The 26,280-nt window shown below is 64.4% G+C and carries 27 protein-coding genes; 11 read left to right on the top strand and 16 right to left on the bottom strand.

What is annotated here, in order from left to right:
• The first annotated feature begins 152 nt into the window (after positions 1 to 152).
• From F753_RS31100 to F753_RS31080, 5 genes are read left to right on the top strand one after another with little or no spacing between them, the layout of a single operon-like run.
• Positions 153 to 1,358, top strand: coding sequence for an ABC transporter substrate-binding protein (locus F753_RS31100; RefSeq protein ID WP_023444547.1), 1,206 nt, complete (start codon positions 153 to 155; stop codon positions 1,356 to 1,358).
• A 2-nt stretch (positions 1,359 to 1,360) separates the two neighbouring features.
• The gene (locus F753_RS31095; protein WP_031297349.1) at positions 1,361 to 2,167 is read left to right on the top strand and encodes an ABC transporter ATP-binding protein; all 807 of its coding nucleotides are present in this window, start codon (positions 1,361 to 1,363) and stop codon (positions 2,165 to 2,167) included.
• Positions 2,160 to 2,864: an ABC transporter ATP-binding protein gene (locus tag F753_RS31090; RefSeq protein WP_023444545.1), complete on the top strand. Its 705-nt coding sequence runs from the start codon at positions 2,160 to 2,162 to the stop codon at positions 2,862 to 2,864. The genes F753_RS31095 and F753_RS31090 overlap by 8 nt, the downstream gene beginning before the upstream one ends.
• A complete protein-coding gene (locus tag F753_RS31085; protein WP_023444544.1) occupies positions 2,864 to 3,751 on the top strand; it encodes a branched-chain amino acid ABC transporter permease in 888 nt (295 codons plus the stop codon). Before F753_RS31090 ends, F753_RS31085 begins: the two co-directional genes overlap by 1 nt.
• Positions 3,751 to 4,737 carry a branched-chain amino acid ABC transporter permease gene (locus F753_RS31080; RefSeq protein ID WP_023444543.1) on the top strand — a complete coding sequence of 329 codons (987 nt, stop codon included), beginning with the start codon at positions 3,751 to 3,753 and terminating at the stop codon, positions 4,735 to 4,737. The genes F753_RS31085 and F753_RS31080 overlap by 1 nt, the downstream gene beginning before the upstream one ends.
• 12 nt (positions 4,738 to 4,749) lie before the next feature.
• Here F753_RS31080 and F753_RS31075 read toward each other — a convergent pair whose 3' ends face one another.
• From F753_RS31075 to F753_RS31060, 4 genes are all read right to left on the bottom strand, one after another.
• Positions 4,750 to 5,523 carry a ParA family protein gene (locus F753_RS31075; protein WP_014821841.1) on the bottom strand — a complete coding sequence of 258 codons (774 nt, stop codon included), beginning with the start codon at positions 5,521 to 5,523 and terminating at the stop codon, positions 4,750 to 4,752.
• An 87-nt stretch (positions 5,524 to 5,610) separates the two neighbouring features.
• Positions 5,611 to 6,405: a thymidylate synthase gene (locus F753_RS31070; protein ID WP_014821842.1), complete on the bottom strand. Its 795-nt coding sequence runs from the start codon at positions 6,403 to 6,405 to the stop codon at positions 5,611 to 5,613.
• Between the two features lie 105 nt (positions 6,406 to 6,510).
• Positions 6,511 to 7,311 carry a prolipoprotein diacylglyceryl transferase gene (lgt, locus tag F753_RS31065; protein WP_023444542.1) on the bottom strand — a complete coding sequence of 267 codons (801 nt, stop codon included), beginning with the start codon at positions 7,309 to 7,311 and terminating at the stop codon, positions 6,511 to 6,513.
• Between the two features lie 10 nt (positions 7,312 to 7,321).
• A complete protein-coding gene (locus F753_RS31060) occupies positions 7,322 to 8,104 on the bottom strand; it encodes a sulfite exporter TauE/SafE family protein (RefSeq protein ID WP_023444541.1) in 783 nt (260 codons plus the stop codon).
• Between the two features lie 145 nt (positions 8,105 to 8,249).
• Between F753_RS31060 and F753_RS31055 the strand changes: the two genes are divergently transcribed.
• A complete protein-coding gene (locus F753_RS31055) occupies positions 8,250 to 9,005 on the top strand; it encodes an NRDE family protein (protein WP_023444540.1) in 756 nt (251 codons plus the stop codon).
• Positions 9,006 to 9,024: 19 nt separating this feature from the next.
• Here the strand turns inward: F753_RS31055 and ptsP are convergent, their stop codons facing one another.
• A complete protein-coding gene (gene ptsP / locus F753_RS31050; protein ID WP_014821846.1) occupies positions 9,025 to 11,298 on the bottom strand; it encodes a phosphoenolpyruvate--protein phosphotransferase in 2,274 nt (757 codons plus the stop codon).
• 24 nt (positions 11,299 to 11,322) lie between these two features.
• The gene (locus F753_RS31045) at positions 11,323 to 11,802 is read right to left on the bottom strand and encodes an RNA pyrophosphohydrolase (protein ID WP_014821847.1); all 480 of its coding nucleotides are present in this window, start codon (positions 11,800 to 11,802) and stop codon (positions 11,323 to 11,325) included.
• 183 nt (positions 11,803 to 11,985) lie between these two features.
• Between F753_RS31045 and F753_RS31040 the strand changes: the two genes are divergently transcribed.
• Positions 11,986 to 12,639: a histidinol-phosphatase gene (locus tag F753_RS31040; protein ID WP_023444538.1), complete on the top strand. Its 654-nt coding sequence runs from the start codon at positions 11,986 to 11,988 to the stop codon at positions 12,637 to 12,639.
• A 33-nt stretch (positions 12,640 to 12,672) separates the two neighbouring features.
• Here the strand turns inward: F753_RS31040 and F753_RS31035 are convergent, their stop codons facing one another.
• Both F753_RS31035 and ilvA read right to left on the bottom strand, forming a co-directional pair.
• Positions 12,673 to 13,101 (bottom strand): DUF2269 family protein, encoded by a 429-nt coding sequence (locus tag F753_RS31035; protein WP_023444537.1) that lies wholly within the window; start codon positions 13,099 to 13,101, stop codon positions 12,673 to 12,675.
• 20 nt (positions 13,102 to 13,121) lie between these two features.
• Positions 13,122 to 14,636 (bottom strand): threonine ammonia-lyase, biosynthetic, encoded by a 1,515-nt coding sequence (gene ilvA / locus F753_RS31030; protein ID WP_023444536.1) that lies wholly within the window; start codon positions 14,634 to 14,636, stop codon positions 13,122 to 13,124.
• A 158-nt stretch (positions 14,637 to 14,794) separates the two neighbouring features.
• Between ilvA and rpiA the strand changes: the two genes are divergently transcribed.
• Together rpiA and F753_RS31020 are read left to right on the top strand one after the other, a co-directional pair.
• Positions 14,795 to 15,466, top strand: a complete 672-nt coding sequence (gene rpiA / locus F753_RS31025) for a ribose-5-phosphate isomerase RpiA (RefSeq protein WP_014821851.1) — start codon at positions 14,795 to 14,797, stop codon at positions 15,464 to 15,466.
• 99 nt (positions 15,467 to 15,565) lie between these two features.
• On the top strand, positions 15,566 to 15,910 hold the full coding sequence (locus F753_RS31020) for a YegP family protein (protein WP_023444535.1): 345 nt from the start codon (positions 15,566 to 15,568) through the stop codon (positions 15,908 to 15,910).
• Positions 15,911 to 15,945: 35 nt separating this feature from the next.
• Here F753_RS31020 and F753_RS31015 read toward each other — a convergent pair whose 3' ends face one another.
• The 4 genes from F753_RS31015 to F753_RS31000 all read right to left on the bottom strand — a co-directional run bounded on the left by F753_RS31015 (position 15,946) and on the right by F753_RS31000 (position 19,994).
• Positions 15,946 to 16,842, bottom strand: a complete 897-nt coding sequence (locus F753_RS31015) for an SdiA-regulated domain-containing protein (protein ID WP_031297348.1) — start codon at positions 16,840 to 16,842, stop codon at positions 15,946 to 15,948.
• Between the two features lie 72 nt (positions 16,843 to 16,914).
• On the bottom strand, positions 16,915 to 17,811 hold the full coding sequence (locus F753_RS31010; protein WP_023444533.1) for an SdiA-regulated domain-containing protein: 897 nt from the start codon (positions 17,809 to 17,811) through the stop codon (positions 16,915 to 16,917).
• Positions 17,812 to 17,906: 95 nt separating this feature from the next.
• Positions 17,907 to 18,572 (bottom strand): fumarylacetoacetate hydrolase family protein, encoded by a 666-nt coding sequence (locus F753_RS31005; RefSeq protein WP_023444532.1) that lies wholly within the window; start codon positions 18,570 to 18,572, stop codon positions 17,907 to 17,909.
• A 27-nt stretch (positions 18,573 to 18,599) separates the two neighbouring features.
• Complete coding sequence (locus F753_RS31000) at positions 18,600 to 19,994, bottom strand: FAD-binding oxidoreductase (RefSeq protein WP_023444531.1); 1,395 nt, start codon at positions 19,992 to 19,994, stop codon at positions 18,600 to 18,602.
• Between the two features lie 199 nt (positions 19,995 to 20,193).
• Between F753_RS31000 and serA the strand changes: the two genes are divergently transcribed.
• A complete protein-coding gene (gene serA / locus F753_RS30995; protein ID WP_031297347.1) occupies positions 20,194 to 21,423 on the top strand; it encodes a phosphoglycerate dehydrogenase in 1,230 nt (409 codons plus the stop codon).
• An 85-nt stretch (positions 21,424 to 21,508) separates the two neighbouring features.
• On the opposite strand, the gene F753_RS30990 is transcribed toward serA, so the two are convergent.
• The 4 genes from F753_RS30990 to F753_RS30975 all read right to left on the bottom strand — a co-directional run bounded on the left by F753_RS30990 (position 21,509) and on the right by F753_RS30975 (position 25,271).
• Positions 21,509 to 21,802 carry a hypothetical protein gene (locus F753_RS30990; protein ID WP_023444529.1) on the bottom strand — a complete coding sequence of 98 codons (294 nt, stop codon included), beginning with the start codon at positions 21,800 to 21,802 and terminating at the stop codon, positions 21,509 to 21,511.
• 151 nt (positions 21,803 to 21,953) lie between these two features.
• Positions 21,954 to 22,295, bottom strand: a complete 342-nt coding sequence (locus F753_RS30985; RefSeq protein WP_023444528.1) for a hypothetical protein — start codon at positions 22,293 to 22,295, stop codon at positions 21,954 to 21,956.
• A gap of 116 nt (positions 22,296 to 22,411) precedes the next feature.
• Complete coding sequence (locus tag F753_RS30980) at positions 22,412 to 23,485, bottom strand: AI-2E family transporter (RefSeq protein WP_023444527.1); 1,074 nt, start codon at positions 23,483 to 23,485, stop codon at positions 22,412 to 22,414.
• 70 nt (positions 23,486 to 23,555) lie between these two features.
• Positions 23,556 to 25,271, bottom strand: a complete 1,716-nt coding sequence (locus F753_RS30975; RefSeq protein WP_023444526.1) for an OPT family oligopeptide transporter — start codon at positions 25,269 to 25,271, stop codon at positions 23,556 to 23,558.
• Between the two features lie 262 nt (positions 25,272 to 25,533).
• Between F753_RS30975 and F753_RS30970 the strand changes: the two genes are divergently transcribed.
• Positions 25,534 to 26,118: a helix-turn-helix transcriptional regulator gene (locus tag F753_RS30970; RefSeq protein ID WP_014821861.1), complete on the top strand. Its 585-nt coding sequence runs from the start codon at positions 25,534 to 25,536 to the stop codon at positions 26,116 to 26,118.
• Positions 26,119 to 26,280 lie beyond the last annotated feature (162 nt).

Raw genomic sequence — 26,280 nt, 5'->3', positions numbered from 1 at the left:
GTGCATCAATGCCTGGCCGCTGCATTCAGCCCGCCGGCGATCCACGGCATTGCGCGCCTGACCGTCTGCCCAGCTTTCCCCTAACCCGCCCATACGGACCGCTTCGCATGGGGCGAACCCGTATGCCGAGCAAACCGTGCAAGGAGATACGCATGAAGCTTTCAGCAATCGCAGCGGCAACCCTGACGGCAGTGGTCGCCGTACCCGCCTCGGCCGAGATTTCCGACGGCAAGGTGAAGATCGGCATCCTCAACGAGCAGTCCGGCGTGTATGCCGATTTCGGCGGCAAGTGGTCGTTCGAGGCAGCGAAGATGGCTGCAGAGGACTTTGGCGGCAAGGTACTCGACGCGCCCATCGAGATCGTCACCGCCGATCACCAGAACAAGCCGGACATCGCCTCCAACATCTCGCGGCAGTGGTACGACCGCGAGCAGGTCGACTCGATCATGGAGCTGACCACGTCCTCGGTGGCGCTGGCGGTACAGGGCATTTCCAAGAGCAAGAAGAAGATTAACCTGGTGACCGGCGCCGCCACCACGGAGCTGACCGGCAAGCAGTGCTCACCCTATGGCTTCCACTGGGCCTATGACACCCATGCGCTGGCGGTCGGCACTGGCGGCGCACTGGTTTCCCAGGGTGGCGACAGCTGGTATTTCCTCACCGCCGACTACGCCTTCGGCTACTCGCTGGAAGAGCAGACTGGCAAGTTCGTCAAATCCAAGGGCGGCGAAATCAAGGGCGCGGTACGCCATCCGCTGGCGAGCACCGATTACTCGTCGTTCCTCTTGCAGGCGCAATCCTCCGGCGCCAAGGTCATCGGCCTGGCCAACGCTGGCCTGGACACCGCCAACAGCATCAAGCAGGCCGCCGAGTTCGGCATCGTCGCCGGCGGCCAGCGCCTCGCCGCGCTGCTCTTTACCCTCGCCGAAGTGCACGGCCTGGGCCTCGACGCCGCCCAGGGCCTGACCCTGACCGAAAGTTTCTACTGGGACCGCGACGACAAATCCCGCGAGTTCGGCGAACGCTTCTTCAAGCGCACCGGCCGTATGCCGAACATGGTCCACGCCGGCACCTACTCCGGCGTCATGCAGTACCTCAAGGCGATCGAGAAGGCCGGCACCGACGCCACCGAGCCGGTCGCCAAGGCGATGCACGAGATGCCGGTGGACGACGTTTTCGCGCGCAACGCCAAGGTAGGCGCCAATGGCCGACTGATCAGCGACGTCTACCTGATGGAAGTGAAAAAGCCTGAGGAAAGCAAGCGCGCCTGGGACTACTACAAGGTGCTGGCCACGGTGCCGGGCGACGAGGCCTACATCAAGCCGGCCGATAGCGGCTGTGAACTGGTCGGGCAGTGAGCATGGCTGCAGCGCAAAGCCTAAACGCCGGCGGACCGACCGCCGGCACAGCCACGGACGCGCCGGTCATGCTCTCGGCGCGAGGTCTACGCAAGGAGTTCGGCGGCTTCGTCGCCGTCAACAACGTCGACCTGGACGTGCGCCATGCACAGGTGCACGCCCTGATCGGCCCCAATGGCGCCGGCAAGACCACAGTGTTCAACCTGCTGACCAAGTTCCTGCAGCCCACCAGCGGAACCATCCGCCTGCTCGACCAGGACATCACCCGCACCGACCCGGCCAAGGTGGCGCGCATGGGGCTGGTTCGCTCGTTCCAGATCTCGGCGGTATTCCCGCACCTTAGCGTGCTGGACAACGTGCGCGTTGCCCTGCAGCGGCCGGGCGGGCTGGCCACGCAGTTCTGGCTGCCGATGCGCTCGCTCAACCGCCTCAACGAGCGCGCCATGCAGCTGATCGAGTCGGTCGGCCTGGCCGACAAGCGCAACGAGCTGGCGGCTGATCTCTCCTACGGTCGCAAACGCGTACTGGAGATCGCCACCACCCTGGCGCTGGAGCCCAAGGTACTGCTGCTGGACGAACCCATGGCCGGCATGGGCCACGAAGACGTGCACGTGGTGGCCGAGATCATCCGCGAGGTGGCCACCCAGCGCGCGGTGCTGATGGTCGAGCACAACCTTAAGGTGGTCGCTGACCTCTGCCATCAGGTGACCGTGCTGCAGCGCGGCGAAATCCTTACTTCCGGCGACTACCGCACGGTCAGCCAGGACGAGCGCGTGCGCGTGGCCTACATGGGGACCGACGATGACTGAACCCTTGCTCAGCGTGCGCGACCTCAACGCCTGGTATGGCGAAAGCCATGCCCTGCACGGCATCGACCTCGACGTGCACCAGGGCGAGACGGTGACCCTGCTCGGACGCAACGGCGTCGGCAAGACCACCGCGCTGCGCTCGATCGTCGGCATTATCCGCAAGCGTAGTGGCAGCATCCGCTTCGACGGCAAGGACATGCTGCGCGTACCGCTGCACCGCACCGCCCGCCACGGCATCGGCTATGTGCCGGAGGAGCGCGGCATCTTTTCCACCCTGACAGTGGAGGAAAACCTCACCCTGCCGCCGGTGATCGCCAAGGGCGGCATGACCCTGGCGGAGATCTACCAGCTGTTTCCCAACCTCGAGGAACGCCGCAAGAGCCCCGGCACCAAGCTCTCCGGTGGTGAACAGCAGATGCTCGCCATGGCACGCATCCTGCGCACGGGTGCCAAGCTGCTGCTGCTCGACGAACCCACCGAAGGCCTGGCACCGGTGATCATCCAGCGCATCGGCGAAGTGTTGCAGACGCTCAAGCAGCGCGGCATGACCATCCTGCTGGTGGAGCAGAACTTCCGCTTCGCCAGCAAAGTGGCCGACCGCTTCTACGTGGTCGATCACGGCAAGGTCATCGACTCGTTCGACGTCGCCGATCTGCCCGGCCGCATGTCCATGCTCAACGAAGCCCTGGGGGTCTGATGACGACGATTTTCGATGTGCCGATCCAGGCCTTCCTCGGGCAATTGCTGATCGGTCTGATCAACGGCTCGTTCTACGCCATGCTCAGCCTGGGCCTGGCGATCATCTTCGGCATGCTGAAGATCATCAACTTCGCCCACGGCGCGCAGTACATGATCGGCGCCTTCGCCGGCTACCTGCTGCTGGCGACCCTCGGCATCGGCTACTGGCCGGCGCTGATCCTCGCGCCGATCATCGTCGGCCTGTGCAGTGCGGTGATCGAGCGCCTCGCACTCTCGCGGCTGTACAACCTCGACCACCTCTACAGCCTGCTCTTCACCTTCGGCCTGGCGCTCGCCCTGGAAGGCGCCTTCCGCTACTTCTACGGCTCGTCCGGGCAGCCCTATGCCGTGCCGAAAGCACTGGCCGGCGGCTACAACCTGGGCTTCATGTTCCTGCCCAAGTACCGCGCCTGGGTCGTGCTGGCCTCGCTGGTGATCTGCATCGCCAGCTGGCTGCTGATCGAGAAGACCAAACTCGGCGCCTACCTGCGTGCCGCCACCGAGAACCCGACGCTGGTGCGCACCTTCGGCATCAACGTGCCGCTGCTGCTGACCTTCACCTATGGCATGGGCGCGGCACTGGCCGGGCTGGCCGGCATGCTCGCCGCGCCGATCTATCAAGTCAGTCCGCTGATGGGCTCGAACCTGATCATCGTGGTGTTCGCCGTGGTCGTGGTCGGCGGCATGGGCTCGATTCTCGGCGCGATCATCACCGGCTATCTGCTGGGCATTCTCGAGGGGCTGACCAAGGTGTTCTATCCGGAGGCTTCCAACATCGTGATCTTCGTGATCATGGCGATCGTGCTGCTGGTGCGCCCGGCCGGCCTGATGGGGAGGGACGCCTGATGACCACGCCAGTATCCATGAGCGCCACCGCCAAACGCCCGCTGCTGCGCCTGGAGACCGTGCTGATCCTGATCGGCGTGGTCGCCCTCGCACTGGCGCCCTTCTACTTCTACCCGATCTTCCTGATGAAGGTGCTGTGCTTCGCCCTCTTCGCCTGCGCCTTCAATCTGCTGCTCGGCTACACCGGCATCCTCTCCTTCGGCCACGCGGCGTTCTTCGGCGGCGCGGCGTATTTCACCGCCCACGCGGTCAAGGAATGGGGGCTGCCGCCCGAGCTGGGCATTCTCGTCGGCGTTGCCGGCGCGGCGTTTCTCGGGCTGATCATCGGCTTTCTGGCGATCCGCCGGCAGGGCATCTACTCGACGATGATCACCCTGGCGCTGTCGCAGATGTTCTTTTTCTTCTGCCTGCAGGCGCCCTTCACCCATGGTGAGGATGGCATTCAGAACATTCCACGTGGGCACCTGCTCGGCTTCATCGACCTGCAGGAACCCCTGTATATGTACTTCTTCGTGCTGTCGGTATTCCTCGCCGGGATGCTGCTGATCTGGCGCGTGATCAACTCGCCGTACGGCATGATCCTGCGCTCGATCCGCGAGAACGAGAACCGCGCCATTTCCCTGGGCTATTCGGTGTCGCGCTACAAGCTCGGCGCGTTCGTCATGTCCGCCGCCTTGGCCGGACTGGCTGGCGGACTGAAGGCACTGGTGTTCCAGTTCGCCACGCTGACCGACGTCAGCTGGCAGATGTCCGGCGAGGTGGTGCTGATGACCCTGCTCGGCGGTATTGGCACGCTGGTCGGGCCGATCTTCGGCGCCGCGCTGGTGACCAGCCTGGGCAACTACTTCGCCACATCGGAGCTACCGGTGACGCTGGTCACCGGCATCATCTTCATGGTCTGCGTGCTGGTGTTCCGCCGCGGGATGATCGGCGAACTCTATGCCTCGCGGCTGGGCAAGAAGCTGGAGCGGCGTGCCGAGGACTGAAGCCGAACCGGCTCAGCCGTTCGCTTCGATCAGCTCATGCAGTTCGACGAACTGCTGGCTCAGCTTGTGCCGCGGGTCCAGGTAAACCAGCGGCGTGCAGGCCTGGTGCGACTCGCGCATCTTCACCGAACTCATCAGGTAGACCGGTAGCACCGGAAGACCCTCGCTCAGCAGTTCATCGATCATTTGCTGCGGCAGCGCGGCACGCGGCTGGAACTGATTGACCACGATGCCCTCGACCTCGAGCGTCTCGTTGTGGTCTTCCTTCATCTCCTCGATCTCGTCGAGCAGGCTGTACAACGCCTGGCGGGAAAAGCTGTCGCAGTCGAAGGGGATCAGGCAGCGATCAGCTGCGATAAGTGCAGAGACCGTATAAAAATTCAGCGCCGGCGGGGTGTCGAGGTAAATCCGGTCATAGTCCTCGGCAAGACCATCGAGCAATTTTCGCAGCTTGTTGATCTTGTGCTTGGCCTCCAGCTTGGGCTGCAGGTCGGCCAGCTCTGCCGTCGCGCTGATCAAATGCAGATTGTCGAAGGCCGTTTCTAGAATGGGCGGGCGCGCCTTCTTGCCAGCGGTACCGCCGGCGAGAATCTGCTTGAAGAAATCGGCGATGCCGGTGGGAATGTCATCGCCGGTCAGCCCGGTCAGGTAATGCGTGGAGTTGGCCTGGGCGTCCAGATCCACCAGCAGCGTGCGGTAGCCCTGCGATGCACTTACCGCTGCCAGGTTGCAGGCGATGCTCGACTTGCCGACACCGCCCTTCTGATTGAACACGACCCTACGCATGATTCGCCTCCCGACAGTCCCTGAGCGGTCGAGTCTATACGGCAAACATGACAGCCGGGTTATCCACGACGGCAAAACCGACCAAAGTCAGACGGCAACGGGTGCCTTGATGTGCGGATGCGCTTCGTAGCCAACCAGTTCGAAGTCCTCGAAGCGGAAGGCGAACAGGTCCTTCACGTCCGGATTGAGCTTCATGGTCGGCAGCGGCAGCGGCTCGCGGGTCAGCTGCAGGTCGGCCTGCTCCAGGTGATTGGCGTACAGATGGCAGTCGCCGCCGCTCCAGATGAACTCGCCCGGTTGCAGGTCGCAGACCTGCGCCACCATCAGCGTCAGCAGCGCATAGCTGGCGATGTTGAACGGCACGCCGAGGAAGATATCCGCCGAGCGCTGGTACAGCTGGCAGCTGAGCTTGCCGTCGGCGACGTAGAACTGGAACAGCGCGTGGCATGGCGGCAACGCCATCTGCTCGACCAGCGCCGGGTTCCAGGCCGAAACAATCAGGCGGCGCGAATCCGGGTTCTTCTTGATCATCGCCAGCAGGTTGGCGATCTGGTCGATGGATTCACCGTTCGGCGCCGGCCAGCTACGCCACTGGTAGCCGTAGACAGGGCCCAGCTCGCCGTTCTCGTCGGCCCACTCGTCCCAGATGCGCACGCCGTTTTCCTTCAGGTACTTGATGTTGGTGTCGCCCTGAAGGAACCACAGCAGCTCATGGATGATGGATTTGAGGTGGCACTTCTTGGTGGTGACCAGCGGAAAGCCTTCGGCCAGGTCGAAGCGCATCTGATGGCCAAACACGCTGTAGGTGCCGGTGCCGGTACGATCGGTCTTGAAGGTGCCGTGTTCGCGCACGTGGCGCATCAGGTCGAGGTACTGTTTCATCGATTGACTCGAAGCAGGCGCCGAAGCGCGGTGAAAAGGCTGCGCGAATAGTAAAAGGCCTGCGCCCCGCTTGTCGCCCTCATGGCGACAGGCAGGGCAACGGAATCAGGCCGGAGCCCGGCCGGCGTCGCGGCGATAGGCCCAGGCGATCATCCCGGCACCGAGCAGCACCATTGGCACGCAGAGCAGCTGGCCCATGGTCAGCCAGCCGAACGCCAGGTAGCCCAGCTGTGCATCCGGCACACGGACGAACTCGACGATGAAGCGGAAGATGCCGTAGCACACCGCGAACAGTCCGGACACCGCCATGGTCGGCCGCGGCTTGCGCGAGTAGAGCCAGAGGATCAGGAACAGCGCGACGCCCTCCAGGGCGAACTGATAGAGCTGCGACGGGTGCCGCGCCAGTTGCTGCGGATCGGTCGGGAAGACCATCGCCCAGGGCACATCGGTGGCCTTGCCCCACAGCTCGGCATTGATGAAGTTGCCGATACGCCCGGCGCCCAGGCCGATCGGCACGAACGGCGCGATGAAGTCCATCAGCTCGAAGAAGCTCTTGCCGTTGCGCCGAGCGAAGATCCAGCTGCACAGCAGTACGCCGATCAGTCCTCCGTGGAAGGACATGCCGCCCTTCCAGACCTGCAAAATCAGGCTTGGGTCATTGATGTAGGCAGCCAGATCGTAGAACAGCACATAACCCAGACGGCCACCGACGATAACGCCCATGGCCACCCAGAACACCAGATCGGAGAGTTTGTCCTTCGGCCATTCGGGCGCGAAGCGCTGCACCCGCAGCGAAGCCAGCCACCAGGCGCCGCCGATGCCGATCAGGTACATCAGGCCGTACCAGTGAATCTGCAAGGGGCCGATGGATATCGCCACCGGATCGATCTGCGGATAGGGCAGCATCCGTTACTCCTCAAACCAGAAAATTGATGCCGACGCTCAGCAGCAGTAGAGCGAACAGCCGTTTCAGAACCTTGGCCGACAGACGATGCGCCAGTTTCGCACCCAGTCTGGCGAAAAACATGCTGGTTGCCGCGATGCCGAGCATGGCCGGCAGATAGACGAAGCCCAGACTCCAGTCGGGCAGTTGCGTTTCGTGCCAGCCGACCACCATGAAACTCAGCGCCCCGGCGATCGCGATCGGCAGGCCGCACGCCGCGGAAGTTGCCACCGCCTGCTGCATCGGCACGCTGCGCCAGGTCAGGTAGGGTACCGACAGCGACCCGCCGCCAATGCCGAAAATCGCCGACGCCCAGCCGATCACCACGCCCACCAGCGACAGCTCGGGCCGTCCCGGTGCCTGGCCGGTGGCCTTGGGCCGCAGGTCGAACCCCATCTGCACCGCCATCGCCAGGGCGAACACACCGATGATCTTCTGCAGCATCGGCCCCTGGATCGCCGCGGCAGTCAGGCTGCCCAGGGCGGCGCCAAGGAGGATGCCAAAGGTCATCCACAGCACCATCGGCCAGCGCACCGCACCCTTGCGGTGATGGGTGAGAATGGAATTGACCGAGGTGAAGACGATGGTAGCCAGGGACGTACCGACGGCCAGATGGGTGAGGATTTCCTGAGAAAATCCCTGGGCGCTGAAACTGAATACCAGCACCGGCACGATGATCAGTCCGCCGCCCACGCCGAACAGCCCGGCCAGCACACCAGCGAAGCTGCCCAGCAGCAGATACAGCAGAAACTCCATGCGCCCCGTCCCGGCGAAACAAAGCGGCATGTTAGCGGAAAATGCGCCCGCCCCGCGCGCCGACGTTGACCGCTAAAACCCGGCAGTGGCTCATGCGCCGGCTACGCCTGTACTCTTGCCGGTCCGGACATAGTTTGGCTTTCCCATGTGCCTGATCGTTTTCGCCTGGCGCCCCGGCCACACCCAACCGCTGGTGGTAGCTGCCAACCGCGACGAGTTCCACGCCCGCCCGAGCCTGCCGCTGGGGCACTGGGAGGATGCACCCTGGATCGTCGGCGGTCGCGACCTGCAGGCAGGCGGCACCTGGATGGGCGTCACCACCGGCGGACGCTTCGCCGCACTGACCAACATTCGCGCACCCGGCCAGGTGATCGGCCCACGTTCGCGCGGCGAGCTGCCGGAACAGTACCTGCGCGGAAACTTGCCGCCGGCTGACTACCTCGCCGAGCTGACCGGCCGCCGCGCCGACTACGCCGGCTTCAACCTGCTGGTCGGCGATCGGCAGGCACTCTGGCACCTGAACTCACACCGCGGTGAGGCGACGGAGTTGCAGCCCGGCATCTACGGTCTGTCCAACGCCGGCCTCGACACGCCCTGGCCCAAGCTGAGAAAAGCCCGCGCAGCACTGGCGACCAACCTCGACCCGGCGACTCCTGAGAACCTGCTCGCCCTGCTGGCGGACCCAAGCCCAGCGGCCGAGCATGAACTGCCGCAGACCGGCGTGCCGCTGGAATGGGAAAGGCGGCTGTCGAGCATCTTCATCGCCAGTCCGGAGTACGGCACGCGCGCCAGCACAGCGCTGATCCGTCATGCCGACGGAGCGCTCGACATCCTGGAGCGTAGTTTTGGCCCGGACGGCCCAGTGGGCGAGGTGCGCTACCGCCACCCGCCAACGAGCTGATTGGCGAGCGGCGGATTGCTCAGACGGCGGCGGACGGGTTGATCAGCTTGCTCAGGCCGAGGTTGCGCAAGGTCAGCTGGACCGTGCTGTGAATGACCTGCGGGCTGTCCAGCAGCATGACCCGCGCCAGCAGCTGCTGAGCCGTATCCATGCTGATCTGACGCAGCAGCCATTTCACCTTGGGCAGGTTGGTAGCGTTCATCGACAGGCTGTCGAAGCCCATCGCCAGCAGCAGCATGGCCGCCGCCGGGTCGCCCGCCATCTCGCCGCAGATGCTCACCGGCTTGCCCTCGCCATGGGCTTCCTTGACCACGCGCTGCAGCGCCTCGAGCACGGCCGGATGCAGATAGTCGTAGAGATCGGCGACCCGCGGATTGTTGCGATCCACCGCCAGCAGGTACTGCGTGAGGTCGTTCGAGCCGACCGAGATGAAGTCCACCATGCGCGCCAGCTCGCGCGTCAGGTAGACCGCCGCCGGCACTTCGATCATGACGCCGACCGGCGGCATGATCACGTCCAGCCCCTCGTCGCGCACCTCGCACCAGGCACGGTGAATCAGATGCAGCGCCTCTTCCAGTTCGCGGATGCCGGAAATCATCGGCAAGAGGATGCGCAGGTTGTTCAGCCCGGCACTGGCCTTGAGCATGGCGCGGGTCTGCAGCAGGAAGATCTCGGGGTGGTCGAGGGTGACGCGGATACCGCGCCAGCCGAGGAACGGGTTTTCTTCCTTGATCGGGAAGTACGGCAGGCACTTGTCGCCGCCGATGTCGAGGCTGCGCATGGTTACCGGCAGCGGATGGAAGGCTTCCAGCTGCTCGCGGTAGATCGCCATCTGCTCCTTCTCGCTTGGGAAGCGCTCCTTGATCATGAACGGCACTTCGGTGCGATATAGGCCGACGCCCTCGGCGCCGCGCTCCTGCGCGCGCACCACATCGGCGAGCAGGCCGGTATTCACCCACAGCGGAATGCGATGACCGTCGGTGGTCTCGCACGGCAGCTCGCGCAGCACGTCGAGCCCGGCGGAGAGCTGGCGCTCCTGCTCGGCCAGCACTTCATACTGCTCGCGCAGGACCTTGCCCGGGTTGGTGATGATCTCGCCGCGATAGCCGTCGATGATCAGTTCGATGCCGTCGACCTTGGAGTACGGCAGGTCGACCGCGCCCATGACCGTCGGAATGCCCATGGCACGGGCGAGAATGGCGACGTGGGAGTTGCTCGAGCCGAGCACCGAAACCATGCCCACCAGCTTGCCCTCTGGCACCTCGCCGAGCATCGCCGGCGAGAGCTCCTCACTGACCAGGATGGTCTTGTCGGGATAGGTCAGCGTCTGCTGACGCGCCTCCTGCAGGTAGGAAAGCAGGCGCCGGCCGATGTCCTTGACGTCCGATGCGCGCTCGCGCAGGTAGGCGTCGTCCATCATCTCGAAGCGCCGCACGTGCTCGCTGACCACCTGGCGCAGCGCGCCCTGCGCCCACTGGCCGGTACGGATGACCTTGGTCACTTCGCCGCCCAGGGCGGAGTCGTCGAGCATCATCAGGTACACATCGAACAGCGCGCGCTCTTCCTTGCGCATCTGCGTGGCGAGCTTTTCCGAGAGAGTGCGCATGTCGGCGCGCACGGCCTCCAGCGCAGCTTCGAAGAGCGTCAGCTCGGCATCGATGTTGTCGATGTTCTTGTCCGGCACCACATCCAGATCGGCCGGCGGCAGCACCACCACGGCGGTTCCGACGCCGGCGCCCGGCGCGCCCGGAATGCCGATGAAGCGGGTTTCCTGGATGCCCTTGCCTTGCCGGCCAAGCCCGCGGATCGAACCGGTCGCCTCGGCATGGGCGATAACACCGGCAAGCTGCGCGCTCATGGTGACGAGGAACGCTTCTTCACCTTCGTCGAACTGGCGGCGTTCCTTCTGCTGGATGACCAGTACACCCATCACCCGACGGTGGTGGATGATCGGCGCACCGAGAAAGGAGGCATAGCGTTCCTCGCCGGTTTCGGCGAAGTAGCGATAGCGTGGGTGTTCGGAGGCGTGTTCGAGGTTGAGCGGCTCTTCGCGGGTGCCGACCAGGCCGACCAGGCCTTCGTTGGGCGCCATGCTGACCTTGCCGATGGCGCGCTTGTTGAGGCCTTCGGTGGCCATCAGGACGAAGCGTTCGGTTTCCGGATCGAGCAGATAGACCGAGCAGACCTGGCTACCCATGGCCTCCCTGACTCTCAGCACGATGATGCCCAACGCCGCCTTGAGGTCCTTGGCGGCATTCACTTCCTGGACAATCTTGCGCAGCGTGCCGAGCATGCTCAGAGGCTTTCTCCCCGAATCTCAGTCCCGCACCGGTAAACGCGGTGCGAGTTCTTTAAGTGCGCGACGATAGACCTCGCGCTTGAAGGTGACCACCTGTCCCAGCGGGTACCAGTAGCTGACCCAGCGCCAGCCGTCGAACTCCGGTTTGCCGGTCAGGTCCATGCGTACACGCTCTTCGGCACTGGTCAGGCGCAGCAGGAACCACTTCTGTTTCTGTCCGATGCACAGCGGCTGGCTATGGGTACGCACCAGGCGTTGCGGCAGACGATAGCGCAACCAGCCACGGGTGCAGGCGAGGATATTCACATCCTGCTCTTCCAGGCCGACTTCTTCGTTGAGTTCGCGAAACAGGGCTTCTTCCGGCGTTTCACGGGCGTTGATTCCGCCTTGCGGGAACTGCCAGGCATCCTGATTGATCCGCCTGGCCCACAGCACCTGACCGACATCGTTGGTCAGGATGATGCCGACGTTCGGGCGAAAACCATCGGAGTCGATCACGGCATACAACCTCGCAGACGCATGTCGCGGCATTGTTCCACAAAACCGCGATAAGCCGAAAGCACGGCAAGCCGCCGTTCGGCACGTACCCACGCGCTCGGTGAGGGGCCGCTCGAGGCTGCGCGCAAGACGCTGCAACCGGTATGCTTGGGGCTGCCCTGACCATCATCGAGGAAAACATCCGTGCGCCTGGCTCTATTCGATCTCGACAACACCCTGCTGGCCGGTGACAGCGACCACGCCTGGGGCGAATACCTCTGCCAGCGCGGCATCGTCGATCCGACCCAGTACAAGGCGCGCAACGACGCCTTCTATCAGGATTACCTGGCCGGCAATCTCGACGTGCACGCCTATCAGAATTTCTGCCAGGAACTGCTCGGCCGCAGCGAGATGGCGCAGCTGCAGCAGTGGCACGACGAATTCATGCAGGATTTCATCGAGCCCATCGTGCTGAGCAAGGGCGAGGCCCTGCTACGCCAGCATCTGGAGGCGGGCGACAAGGTAGTGATCATCACCGCCACCAATCGCTTCATCACCGGGCCGATCGCTGCACGCCTGGGCGTCGATACCCTGCTGGCGACCGAATGCGAGATGCGTGACGGGCGCTACACCGGCCGTCTGACCGACATCCCCTGCTTCCAGGAAGGCAAGGTCCAGCGCATCGAGCGCTGGCTGGCGGAAACCGAGCAGACTCTCGAAGACGCCTATTTCTACAGCGACTCACGCAACGACCTGCCGCTGCTGCAGCGCGTCCCTCACCCAGTGGCGGTGGACCCGGACCCGCTGCTGCGCGACTTCGCCACCGAACGTGGCTGGCAGATCATCTCGCTGCGCTGAGCCAGCGCAGCACTCATGCCCGAGCCGGTCGAATCAGACCGGCTTGGCGCCCATCAGGGCGGTGATGGCAATCAGCACGACCAGCACCAGCACAGCATAGATGCCGGCGTTACGCGCCGCAGTGGCGTTGCCCGGCGCCTGCCAGGCGGCAAGACGCCCGGCCAGCAGCAGGACCAGCGGGATCAGCACGAGGAACAGCACGGAGCTGGCCAGCAGCCAGAACTGGCCCAGCGGCCACCCGGCCAAATGCGTCAGCCACCAGCCGGTCACCGGCAGCGACAGGCCGATCACGGCCAGCAGCGGCAAGGACAGTCGGCGGGTGCGCTGCAGCTTGCGTTGTAGCACGGCCTGATCGCCACCGCGGCCGGCCTTCCACAGCATCAGTAGATGCACGATGACACCCAGCAACAACAGCACCGCCGTCGCGCCATGAATGATTCTGAGGGTGAGGTAGTGGTCCATTTGCCTTCCTTTAGGTTCGCTTAGCCGAGAAACAGCTTGTAGGCCGGGTTCTCGCTCTCATCCCAATAGCGATAGCCGATCTTGTCCAGCGCAGCCGGCAGCAGATGGCGCTCATCGGCGGGCACCTGCAGCCCCGCCACCACTCGGCCATCAGCCGCGCCGTGGTTACGGTAGTGAAACATCGAGATGTTCCAGCGCCCGCCGAGCTTGTTGAGAAAGTTGAACAGCGCACCCGGCCGCTCGGGAAACTCGAAGCGCAGCACCATCTCGTTGCTGACGCCGGCGGCGTGGCCACCGACCATGTGCCGCGTGTGCAGCTTGGCGAGCTCGTTATCCGTGAGGTCGAGCACCGGAAAGCCCTTGTCGCGCAGCCCCTGCACGAGCGCCGCACGCGGGTCGTTCTCCGGGTGCGTCTGCACGCCGACGAAGATGTGCGCCTCGCGGTCGGTGTGGAAACGGTAGTTGAACTCGGTGATCTGGCGTTTGCCGATCGCCTCGCAGAAGGCCTTGAAGCTGCCCGGCTGCTCGGGGATGGTGACGGCGATGATCGCCTCGCGCTTCTCGCCCAGCTCGGCGCGCTCGGCGACGTGGCGCAGGCGGTCGAAATTGACGTTGGCGCCGGAGTCGATGCCCACCAGCACCTGGCCGCTGATGCCTTCGCGCTCGACGTATTTCTTGATCCCGGCCACCGCCAGCGCACCTGCCGGCTCGGTGATCGAGCGGGTATCGTCGTAGATATCCTTGATCGCCGCGCAGATCTCGTCGGTACTGACGGTGATCACTTCGTCGACATGATCCTTGCAGAGCTCGAAGGTGTGCTGACCGATCTGCGCCACCGCCACGCCGTCGGCGAACAGCCCGACCTGCTCCAGCACCACGCGCTCGCCGGCGGCCATTGCGGCCTGCAGACAATTGGAGTCGTCCGGCTCGACACCGATCACCTTGGTCTCTGGATAGAGATATTTCACGTAGGCGGCGATGCCCGCCACCAGGCCGCCGCCGCCCACCGGAACGAAGATCGCGTCGATCGGCCCCTGATGCTGACGGAGGATCTCCATCGCCACGGTACCCTGCCCGGCGATCACATCGGGATCGTCATAGGGGTGGATATAGACGTAGCCCTTCTCTTCCACCAGCTTCAGCGAGTAGGCCAGCGCCTCGGGGAAGGCATCGCCATGCAGCACCACCTTGCCACCGCGGGCGCGTACACCCTGGACCTTCAGCTCCGGCGTGGTTCGCGGCATGACGATGGTGGCCTTGATCCCCAGCTGCTTGGCCGCCAGCGCAACGCCCTGGGCGTGATTGCCAGCCGATGCCGTGACCACGCCACGCGCCAGCTCCTCGGCGGACAGCTGCGCCAGCTTGTTGTAGGCGCCGCGGACCTTGAAGGAGAACACCGGCTGCAGATCCTCGCGCTTGAGCAGAATCTGGTTGCCGATTCGCTCGGAAAGCTGGCGGGCTGGCTGCAGCGGGGTTTCGATGGCGACGTCGTAGACGCGGGAAGTGAGGATCTTCTTGACGTAATGTTCGAGCATTCTGGCTGTCTTGGCAGGCATTGCGAGGGAACGAGGAGTCTACCCCCCGCACGCCCTCGGCGACCACCGGCAATCCACCACGGCTTCGGCATGACAAGACCCGCCGCCGGCAGAGGGCTATAATCCGAGCCTTCGTCTTTCCCGCCCGGATTCCCGCCATGACCCAGGATCAGCTCAAGCAGGCCGTCGCCCAGGCCGCCGTCGACCATATCGTCCCGCACCTCAGCGATCGCAGCATCATTGGCGTCGGCACTGGCTCCACCGCCAACTTCTTCATCGACCTGCTGGCCAAGCACAAGGGCTTCTTCGACGGCGCCGTGGCCAGCTCCGAAGCCACCGCCGAGCGCCTGAAGCAGCACGGCATCCCGGTCTACGACCTGAACTCGGTGAGCGAACTGGAGTTCTATGTCGACGGCGCCGATGAGGCGAACAAGCACTTGGAGCTGATCAAGGGCGGTGGCGCCGCCCTGACCCGCGAGAAGATCGTCGCCGCGGTAGCCAAGACCTTCATCTGCATCGCCGACGGCAGCAAGCTGGTCGAGCAGCTGGGCGCCTTCCCGCTGCCGGTGGAAGTCATCCCGATGGCGCGCAGTCATGTTGCCCGCGAGCTGGTCAAGCTCGGCGGCGACCCGGTCTACCGCGACGGCGTGGTCACCGACAACGGCAACGTCATCCTCGACGTGCACAACCTGATGATCGGCTTCGCGCCGGAACTGGAAGGCAAGATCAACGACATCGTCGGCGTGGTCTGCAACGGCCTGTTCGCCATGCGCCCGGCGGATTTGCTACTGCTCGGCACCAAGGACGGCGTGCAGACACTTAAGCGCTGATCCGCCGCGGCGAAGCGCAACGGCGCGACGCCGAACTGGCGACTACGCTTTAGGTGCGCTGCGACGAGTCCGCCGCAGCTCATCACAGGAGGTGTCGCCATGTCCGGCAAATTCCAGTTGAAGAAATCCAGCAGCGGCCAGTTCCATTTCAATCTTCTGGCCGGCAACGGTCAGGTCATCCTGTCCAGCGAGCAGTACAAGGCCCATGCCTCGGCGCTCAACGGCATCGATTCGGTGCGCAAGAACGCGGTGCGCGAAGGTGCGTTCGAGGTCAAGGAGTCGAGCAACGGCAAGTACTTTTTCGTGCTCAAGGCAACCAACGGGCAGGTCATCGGCCAGAGTCAGATGTACGCCAGCCTGCACAGTGCCGAGCAGGGTTGCGACTCGGTACTACGCTACGCACCGAATGCCGCCCTGCAGGACGAAAGCGCGTCGACCGCCTGACCGCCTTCAAAGCCGGTGATCGAGGCGGTAACCGATCACCTGGCCTGTTTGCTGAAGACGTAGAACAGGTTCGGCTCGCTGACGACATACAGCGTGCCGTCCGGCCCCATCGCAATGCCTTCCGCCTGCGGCACATCCTGTTCCAGCCCATGCTTGCCGGCATCCAGCGCCAGGCTGCTGAGCGGCTGCCCGCTGCCATCCAGTTCGACCACAAGCCGCGACTCATCCGACAGCGCCAGCAGATGCCCGCTCCGCTCATCGAACTGCAGGCTGGACAGGTCGCGCACGAAAAGCCGCGCCTGGTGCTGGTTGATATGCACGGCAGGTGCTTCGGCGACATAGGGAAAGCCGGCGATCTCGTAGATTCTGACCGGGTTGCGCTCCTTGGCGACGAACAGCCGCTCGCCGACCTTATCGTAGGCCAGGCCCTCGAAGCCCTTGTTGCCGTTACGGTCGATGCCCAGAGAGAGCTGCGACGCGTGCGCGGCATCGATAATGGTCGTCTGCTCATCGACCTCGACCCGAAACAGGCGCTGCCGGCGCTCGTCGCTGATCACATACACGCCGGCAGAGATGTACTCGACAGCCTCCGGGTCGCCGAAGCCAACGAGCGGGATCGCGCGCAGCAGATCGCCCTCCAGGCCGAGTTCGAGCAGGTGTGGACTGCCATTGGTGACGGCGATCAGACTGTTGCGATCCGGGTCGAAAGTCAGCGCCGAGAGATCGTCCTCAATGCCACGGACCACCTTGCACTGGATCGTCGCCTGGTAATCCGGCAGCCACAATGAGGCGTCCTCCGCCGGTTCGCCGCGATGCCACTGGTTGAGATGGAACCAGCCACGCTCGAACAACCGGTAATGAACGCCGGCGGCAAGCACCAGCAGCAGGGCCACGGTCAGCAACCCCGCCAAGATCCTTTTCAACGCACGCATAAGGCCCACTTTCACCTGGATTGGGGCAGCGATTGTCTTCAGTGAGGCTTACACCAAGCTTAATGCGGCCGTTCAGCGCCTGCGGCTGAATACGTAGAAGCGGTTGGGCTCGCCGACCACGTAGATGTTGCCTTCGCCATCCATCGCCACACCTTCGGCCTGCTCGATCCCGTGTACCAACCCATTGAGTCCGCCGAACAGGCTGATGAAGCTGCGCGGCTTGCCCTGCAGGTCCAGCTCCACCAGCAGCCGCGACTCGTCGGAAAGCATCAGCGTATGGCCGCTGCGCGGGTCGATGGCGACAGAGGAAATGTCGCGTACCAGCAGCGGTTGGCTGGACAGTGCCTGCAGTGCGCCGGGCGCGCCGTCCTCACCCGGAAATGGCAGCTCGAACAAGCCCTGCGGGTCACGTTCCTTGGCCAGCAGCAGGCGCTGCGTACGCGGGTTCCAGGCCAGTCCCTCGAAGCCCTTGTTGCCGGCATCGGCGAAGCCAAGGTCGTAGCTGGCCAAGTCGTCCAGCTCCAGGGTTTCCACGTCCGGCTGCAGATGGAACACCGCCACCAGCCGGCGACGCTCGTCGACGATTGCCAGACGGCCATCACTCAGCGCTTCCACCGCTTCCGGGTCGGCGAAGCCATTCAGCGCGATCCGGCGTAGCACCACGCCAGCAGGGCTGAACTCGACCAGCTGCTCACCGGTGACCGTGAACAGCGTGCCGCTCAGCGGATTCCAGGTCAGCCCCGAGGTTTCCTCGTCTTCCAGCCCGGCCAGCGTCGTCTCCAGCGCCAATTCGTAGTCCGGCAGCCAGATGCCGGCAGCACGCTGTTCGGCAGTGACCGAACGTTCGCCCCAGTATAGCCGCAGCTGGTCATCCCAGTGCAGCAGGCGGCCTGCGACGAGCAGCGCGACGAACAGCAGCAACAGGACGCCAGCCACGAGCAGGCGCCAACGGGAATAACGAACGGGCATGGAAAGCGTTCCAGCGGAGGGTGCTGGATTACAACACGAGAACGGTTCGCAAAGAAGCGGCAAACGCGGCGGGTGAATCCCGCCGCGTCGATGGATCAGAGCACGCGGCTCTCGAAGCGGGACAGGCCGACCAGCTCCAGCACCAGCTCATCGCCCTGGTTGAGCGGGCCGACACCGGCCGGCGTGCCGGTCAGTACCACGTCGCCCGGCTGCAGGCTGAAATGCCCGGCAATGTGCTGCAGCAGCGGCAGGATGGCATTGAGCATCTGGCTGCTGTTGCCGTCCTGGCGGACTTCGCCATTGATGGTCAGGCGGATGCCGATGTCGCCCAGATCCTCCACCGCGTCGCCCGGCACGAACGGCGCCAGCACGCAGGCGCCGTCGAAGCTCTTGGCGATTTCCCACGGATGGCCCTTTTCCTTGAGCCTGGCCTGCACGTCGCGCAGGGTCAGATCCAGCGCCGGGGCGAAGCCGGAAATGGCATCGCGCACCTCTTCCTCGTTCGGCTTGCGCGACAGCGGCTTGCCGATCAGCACGGCGATTTCCGCCTCGTAGTGCACGGCGCCGCGATCGCTGGGGATGCTGAAGCCATCGTCCAGCGGCACGGTGCAGCTGCCGGCCTTGATGAACAGCAGCGGCTCGGTGGGCACCGGGTTGTTCAGTTCCTTGGCGTGCTCGGCGTAGTTGCGGCCGATGCAGACCACCTTGCCCAGCGGGTAGTGGATCGGCGTGCCGTCGGTGTAGTGGTGCTGGTAGCTCATCGATGACTCCTTGGGTCGGTGGGCGACTCAGGCCGCGAAGATCTTGCCGGGGTTCATGATGCCGTTCGGATCGAACACCGCCTTGACCGCTTTCATGTATTCGATTTCCGCCGGCGAGCGGCTGTATTCGAGGTAGTCACGCTTGGTCATGCCGACGCCGTGTTCGGCGGAGATCGAGCCGTTGTACTTCTGCACGGTCTCGAATACCCACTTGTTCACCGTCGCACACTTGCCGAAGAACTCGTCCTTGTCCATGGCATCGGGCTTGAGGATGTTCAGATGCAGGTTGCCGTCACCGATATGGCCGAACCAGACGATCTCGAAATCCGGGTAGTGTTCGCCGACGATCGCATCGATTTCCTTGAGGAAGGCCGGCACCTTGCCGACGGTGACCGAGATGTCGTTCTTGTACGGTGTCCAGTGACTGATGGTCTCGGAGATGTACTCGCGCAGCTTCCACAGGTTCTGCAGCTGCTGCTCGCTCTGGCTCATCACGCCGTCGAGCACCCAGCCCTGCTCGACGCAATGCTCGAAGGTCGCCAGTGCCTGGTCGGCGCGCTCGTCGGTGGTGGCCTCGAATTCCAGCAGCGCGTAGAACGGGCAGTCGGTTTCGAACGGGGCCGGCACGTCGCCACGCGCCAGCACCTTGGCCAGCGCCTTGTCGGAGAAGAACTCGAAGGCGGTCAGATCCAGCTTGTCCTGGAAGGCGTGCAGCACCGGCATGATCGAGTCGAAATCCGGGGTGCCCAGCACCAGCGCGGTGAGGTTGGTCGGTTGACGCTCCAGGCGCATGGTCGCCTCGACGACGAAGCCCAGGGTGCCCTCGGCGCCGATGAACAGCTGGCGCAGGTCGTAGCCGGTGGCGTTCTTGATCAGGTCCTTGTTCAGCTCCAGCAGGTCGCCCTTGCCGGTTACCACCTTCATGCCGGCGACCCAGTTGCGGGTCATGCCGTAGCGGATCACCTTGATGCCACCGGCGTTGGTGCCAATGTTGCCGCCAATCTGGCTGGAGCCGGCGGAGGCGAAGTCCACCGGGTAATACAGCCCCTTGTCCTCGGCGAACTGCTGCAGCTGCGCGGTGACCACGCCGGGCTGGCAGACGGCGGTGCGATCCATCTCGTTGAATTCGAGAATCTGGTTCATGTAGTCGAAAGACACCACCACCTCGCCATTGGCCGCCACGGCGGCGGCGGAGAGCCCGGTGCGACCGCCCGACGGCACCAGCGCGACCTTGTGGCCGTTGGCCCAGCGCACGATGGCCTGCACCTGCTCGATGCTCTTGGGAAAGACGATGGCCGAGGGCGCCGGAGCGAAATGCTTGGTCCAGTCCTTGCCGTAGGCATTCAGCGAATCGGCGTCGGTCAGCACTTTGCCGGGCTCGACCAGGGTTTTCAGCTCATCGATCAGGGCGGGGTCGGTCATCACGGGAACTCTCATACGATTCATGGTCACCCTGAGCACGCTTCAGCACAGGGGTGGGGGTGTTTCGAGGGGCTCGTATGCTAGCATACGCACCCCTTTGAAACGTGCCTCGGCAGACTCCCGGCACCGGCATTGCCGGGTCGGCCAGCCTTCGCTGGACACTTCAGTCCTATCCTTCGGCCTTAAGGTTTTAATGCAGATGAGCCAGACCTCTCTCGACAAGAGCAAGATCAAGTTCCTTCTTCTCGAAGGCGTGCACCAGAACGCTGTCGATACCCTGAAGGCGGCCGGCTACACCAACATCGAGTACCTCAAGACCGCGCTGTCCGGCGATGAGCTGAAGGAAAAGATCGCCGACGCCCATTTCATCGGCATCCGCTCGCGTACCCAGCTCACCGAAGAAGTCTTCGACTGCGCCAAGAAGCTGATCGCCGTCGGCTGCTTCTGCATCGGCACCAACCAGGTCGACCTCAACGCCGCCCGCGAGCGCGGCATCGCGGTGTTCAACGCGCCCTATTCCAACACCCGTTCCGTGGCCGAACTGGTGCTGGCCGAAGCCATCCTGCTGCTGCGCGGCATCCCCGAGAAGAACGCTTCCTGCCATCGCGGCGGCTGGATCAAGTCGGCAGCCAACTCCTTCGAGATCCGCGGCAAGAAGCTCGGCATCATCGGCTACGGCTCCATCGGCACGCAGCTGTCGGTACTGGCCGAAGCGCTGGGCATGCAGGTCTTCTTCTATGACGTGGTGACCAAGCTGCCGCTGGGCAATGCCACCCAGATCGGCTCGCTGTACGAGCTGCTGGACATGTGCGACATCGTCTCGCTGCACGTTCCGGAGCTGCCGTCCACCCAGTGGATGATCGGCGAGAAGGAAATCCGCGCCATGAAGAAAGGCGCCATCCTGATCAACGCCGCCCGCGGCACCGTAGTCGAGCTGGATCACCTGGCCGCCGCGATCAAGGACGAGCACCTGATCGGCGCCGCCATCGACGTATTCCCGGTCGAGCCGAAGTCCAACGACGAGGAATTCGAAAGCCCGCTGCGTGGCCTGGACCGCGTGATCCTGACCCCGCACATCGGTGGTTCGACGGCCGAAGCGCAGGCCAACATCGGCCTGGAAGTGGCCGAGAAGCTGGTCAAGTACAGCGACAACGGCACCTCGGTGTCTTCGGTCAACTTCCCGGAAGTGGCGCTGCCGTCGCACCCGGGCAAGCACCGTCTGCTGCACATCCACCAGAACATTCCGGGCGTGATGAGCGAGATCAACAAGGTCTTCGCCGACAACGGCATCAACATCTGCGGCCAGTTCCTGCAGACCAACGAGAAGGTCGGCTATGTCGTCATCGACGTGGACAAGGAATACTCCGACCTGGCGTTGGAAAAGCTGCAGCACGTCAACGGCACCATCCGCAGCCGCGTGCTGTTCTGATGGATTGACCCGGCAGCATTGAACAAAGGGAGGCTTCGGCCTCCCTTTTTCGTTCATGCGCAGCGACGAACGCCGGCGTTCTCCACTAGCTGCGCAGCACCCGATTACCCGCGGCATCGACATCCGTCCCCGGCTGCTCGTCAAGCGGCTCGGGCGTTGGCGGCACGTCGGTCTCGATCGGCGCCTGGCGCGGCTGCAGCCTCGGTGCTTCGATCTGTTCCATCTCGTCCGACTGCCGGTCCGACTGCGGCCGCGGCTCGCGGCTGTCCAGCGGATGCTGACGGGCCTTTTCCGGATTGGTCGGCCCGGTATTCTCGGCCAGGGCGCTCGCCGCGCCCAGCAGTGACACCAGCAGAATGCTCAAGCGCAACATGGTCATTGTGCACCTCCCGATCATTGCTCTTGCAGGTTCGGCACGCCGGCGCCGACAAGGTTTCCGCACGGCTGCCGGCAACGGCCGAGCGGTCAGGCTGAACGCAGAACGGCCCGGCAAGCTGAGCCTGCCGGGCCGTTCAGATGCAAGCCATGGATCAGTAGGCGCCGCGTTCGCCGCCCTCGCCGCCTGTACCGGTCGTACCCTGCTTACCAGCCGCACCATCGCCGCCAGCATCGACGCCGGTGCCGTGATCGCTACCGTGTGTGGTCGCCGGGCGCTCGGTCTCGTCCGGCATCTTGCCGGTATCGGAGGTCGAATCCATTCCGGAGTCAGCGCCAGTACCGCCCATGGTCCCGGGCTGCTCGGTGCTGTGCCCCATCGAGTCGCGGTGGCCGGTATCGGCGCCGGCATCGGTACCAGTGCCGGTGTTGGCCGCGAATGCCGCGCTGGAAAGCAGTCCCGCCAGGGTGAATGCCGCAATCTTGTGCATGTTCATGATTGACTCCTGCATATTTCAGGGGGTTCATGTAATCCGGCAGCGGGACGCGCCAGGGGTTTCGTCGTCAGCCTTTACAAAACGTGACAGCCCTGTGGAGCGCCCTGCCAGAGCGGCTAGTCGCTCGGACCGTCGGTCGCCTGCGGCCGATCGCCGAGCAGATCCTCAACGTAGAGCATGCGCACCAGCACCATGCCGACAGCTGCCAGTGGCGTCGCCAGCAGCAGACCCAGGGTACCGGCCAGCAGGCCGAACAGAAGTTGCACGGCGATGGTCAGCGCCGGCGGAACCGAGACGATGCGCTGCTGCATCCACGGCGTGAACACATAACTTTCCAAGGCCTGGATGAACAGATAGAGCGCGGCGACGTAGAGCACCGTGCGCCCGCCCTCCAGCGATGCCAGCAGGAGCGCCGGTATCACCGCCAGCACCGGACCGATGTTGGGAATGAACGACAGCAACCCGGCGATCAGGCCGAGCACCAGCGCCAGCTCGATGCCCAGCAACCACAGACCGAGCGTGGTCAGCACGCCGATCAGCAGCATTTCCAGCAGCTTGGCCAGCAGCCAGGCCCGCAATGTCGAGCCGCTTTCGTCGAGCACCTCCGCTGCGCGCGGCCGATAGCCCAGCGGAATCAGCTTCAGCAGCCCGCGCACGTATATCTGCGGATTGATGGCGAGGCAGATGCCGATGGCGAAGGCAATGGCGAAGCTGCTCAGCGCACCGACGATCGAGCCCATCACCTTGGTGACCACGCTGAACGCGCTAGAGCCGTCGGGCAGCGAGTCCTCCAGGCGTTCGCGCTGCTGCAGCAGTTCATTCGCCCAGGGCAGCTGCTCGGCGCGCTCACGCAGGCGCTCGACGGCCTCGGGTAGCGAATCGGAGAGCGCATCGGCCTGCTCGGCGATACTCGGCGCGACCAGCCAGCCGCCGCCGCCCAGACCGAGCAGCAAGAGCACGAAGAACACCGCCATGGACAGCTTGTAGGACAGCGCCGTCTTGCTGCAGAGCCAGCGGCTCACGCCATGGATCAGCACACCGAAGAGAATCGAGGCGAACAGCAGCAGGATGAAATCGAACGCCAACCAGGCGACGATGCTCATCAGCACCACGACGGCCAGCACCGCGGCCTGCACAATCGTGCGATTGGCGACCGTCTTGGCATCGTTCTGCGGTGTCGTCGTGGACATGGCGCTCCCCCTGATGAGTACAAGAGGTAGGACAGACCGCGCCGCGCATTAATTCAGCTGTTGCCGCCAATCAGCGCAGCAGCTGCCAGAGCGAGGCGCCGACGCCAGCCATGCTCTCGCCGGCCACCAAGCCGGCCGCGGCGACGATCACGAAGCGCTCGCCGAGGCTGCGCCAGCGTGACGCGAAGGCCCAGGCGAGCACGGCACCTAAGGTCATCATCAGCGAAATCGACGCCGGAATGATGAATGCCAGGCCGAGCGCCGCGGAGCTCGGCAACCAGCGCAGCCGGCGTTCGGGCAGCAGCCCTTCCAGCGTCCCGAGCAGCACCCCGCAGAGCGCACCAGCGAGCATCGCCCAGCGAATGTCGGCAGCGAGCGCGCCCAGGCCGCCGGTCAAGGCTTCGGCCACTGCTTTCCAGGTGGCAACCGCCGGAGCCGGCCATTCGGGTGTGATCAGCATGCTCTGTGGATCGGGAATCAGCAGCTGATAGGCCAGTACGCCGACCACGCTGCCGAGCAGAATGCCGAAGCACTGCGCCAGCGCCTGACGCCCCGGCGCAGCGCCGATGGCATGCCCGACCTTGAAGTCGTTGAGCAGATCGGTGCACTGCCCCGCCGCGCCACCGGCGGTGTTGGCGCTCATCAGATTGACCGGCACCTGGCCCGGGGCGAACACGCCGAAGCTCAGCTGCGACAGCTGGCCGATGGCGCCGATCGGCGGAATCCCGGTCGCGCCGACCACCCGCGCGGCAACCATCGCCAGCAGCAACGCCAGCGGAATCGACAGCGCTGCCAGCCAGGGGTCGATGCCGAACAGGCTGACCTGCAGCCCCAGCACCAGTCCTACCGACAGCGCAAAACCGGCCGCTGGCCAGCCGTGCGGGCGCCGCAGCGCCGGCCGCCGGAGTGTCGTTGGCGAGCGTGAGCGCAGCAGGCGCAGGCCCAGCGAGGTCAGCGTCGCGCAGACCATCAGGCTCACGCCCGGCCACAACAGCCATTCGATCAGCGCGGCGAACTGCGGCCCCTGGGCTGCGGCCGGCAAGCGCACCAGTCCCTCGGCCAGCAGCCAGGGCGCGATCAGGCCCCAGGCCAGTACGGCGCCGAGCAGCAGCGACAGGCCGACGCGCAACCCGATGATGCCGCCGAAGCCGAGCAACAGCAGCGAGGGTTCGAAGCTGAACGTCAGGCGTTCCAGCTGCGCCGAAGGTGCCCAGCGCGGCAGCGTCCAGAAAAAGGTATCGACCAGTTTGCTCCCCGCGGCCAGCACGGCGGCACCGCCCAGTACCCAGAGCCGGCGCCCGGCCTCGGCGCCATGACTGTAGATCTGCTGCAACGTCGCCAGGGTCGCCATGCCCTCGGGAAAGCGCAGCCCCGACTCGACGATCAGCGAGGGTCGCAGGTACCAGGCCACCCAGACCCCGAGAAAGCTCACCGAGAACACCCAGGCCATCAGCGGCAGGCTGTCCAGCTGCTGACCGGTGAGCAGGGTATAGGCGGGAATCGGTGCCACCAGCCCGCCGGAGATGATCGAGGCGCAGGACGAGGCGGTGGTCTGGTTGATGTTGCTTTCCAGCAGCGACCAGCGCGGGCGGCCGAACGCGACGGCAATGCTCTGCCAGAACGCGAAGCCGATCAGCAGCGCGATGATCGACATATTGAACGACCAGCCGATCTTGAGGCCCGAGTAGACATTCGACGGTGCCAGCAGCGCACCCAGCAGCAGACCGGTGAGCAAGGCACGCAGGGTCAGTTCACGAGACGAAACGGCAGAGGTGGTCGCGATCATTCCCCTACCTTAGCAGCCGCCCGGTGCAAAAACGCGCGCCCTTTTCGATACCTCGCGTTCGCCCTGGCGGAGTTGTGCACGTGCTGGCTGGATAATGCCCGTTCGCCATCTCTCGGCTGAACTTCGCTGCAAGGTGCTGGTCGTTTAGTAACTTTTTAATCAATCACGCCCGACTGACTAGGTACCGAACATGGACGCGGAGCTTACACGGGACACATCCTCCCCAACTGTCACGCTGTTAACCGGCAATGAACTGCTTGGGTTGTTCTTTCGCCACTTTCTAGGCGAACAGGCGCAAGTCGAAGTTGCGCTGACCGGACTGCAATCACCGGACAATCGCGGAGCCGACCTGTTTCTGGTCGACGCCGGCCATAGCGAAGCCGAACAGATATCCAGCCTGATCGACCAGCTCGACGAGCACATACCGGTGGCGCTGGTGAATATCGTCCCCGAGCAGGCCGAGCAGCTGGTCGAAAGACACCCGGTGATTCGCGGAGTGTTCTACAGCCACGCCACCCGCGAGCACCTGCTCGAGGGCATCCGCGTGCTGCTCAAGGGTGGCGACTGGCTGCCAAGGGTCCTCACCGAGAGGCTGCTGGGCCAGTGGCGGCGCATGCGCCAGCTCGCTGAAACCAAGTCCAGTTTGACGCTGCGCGAGCGCGAGATCCTGAGCCTCGCCGGCAAGGGGCTGTCGAATGCGGAAATCGCCGAGCAGCTGTGCCTCAGCCCGCACACGATCAAGAGTCATATCCACAATCTGTTGCGCAAGATCGGCGCCTCCAATCGGGCCGAGGCGGCGTACCTGCTGCGCAGTCATCTCGACTGGGACAAGTCCTGTAGCGCTTGAGTAGCGTCCCGCAGCGACGGGCGGCCTAGCGGAACGGCAGGTCACTGAGACGCTCTGGCACGGTGCGAAAGCGTCACGCCCGTGCCAGGCATTAATCCCGAGCGAATTGCTCGTGCTACGCCTTTTACATCATCCGATGGATGTTCAAGGGCGTCCGCCGCG

Source organism: Stutzerimonas chloritidismutans AW-1, assembly GCF_000495915.1.
In the GTDB taxonomy this organism is placed as follows: Bacteria; Pseudomonadota; Gammaproteobacteria; order Pseudomonadales; family Pseudomonadaceae; genus Stutzerimonas; species Stutzerimonas chloritidismutans.
Note: the sequence above shows the minus strand (reverse complement) of the source record. Positions and strands in the feature narration are given on the sequence as shown.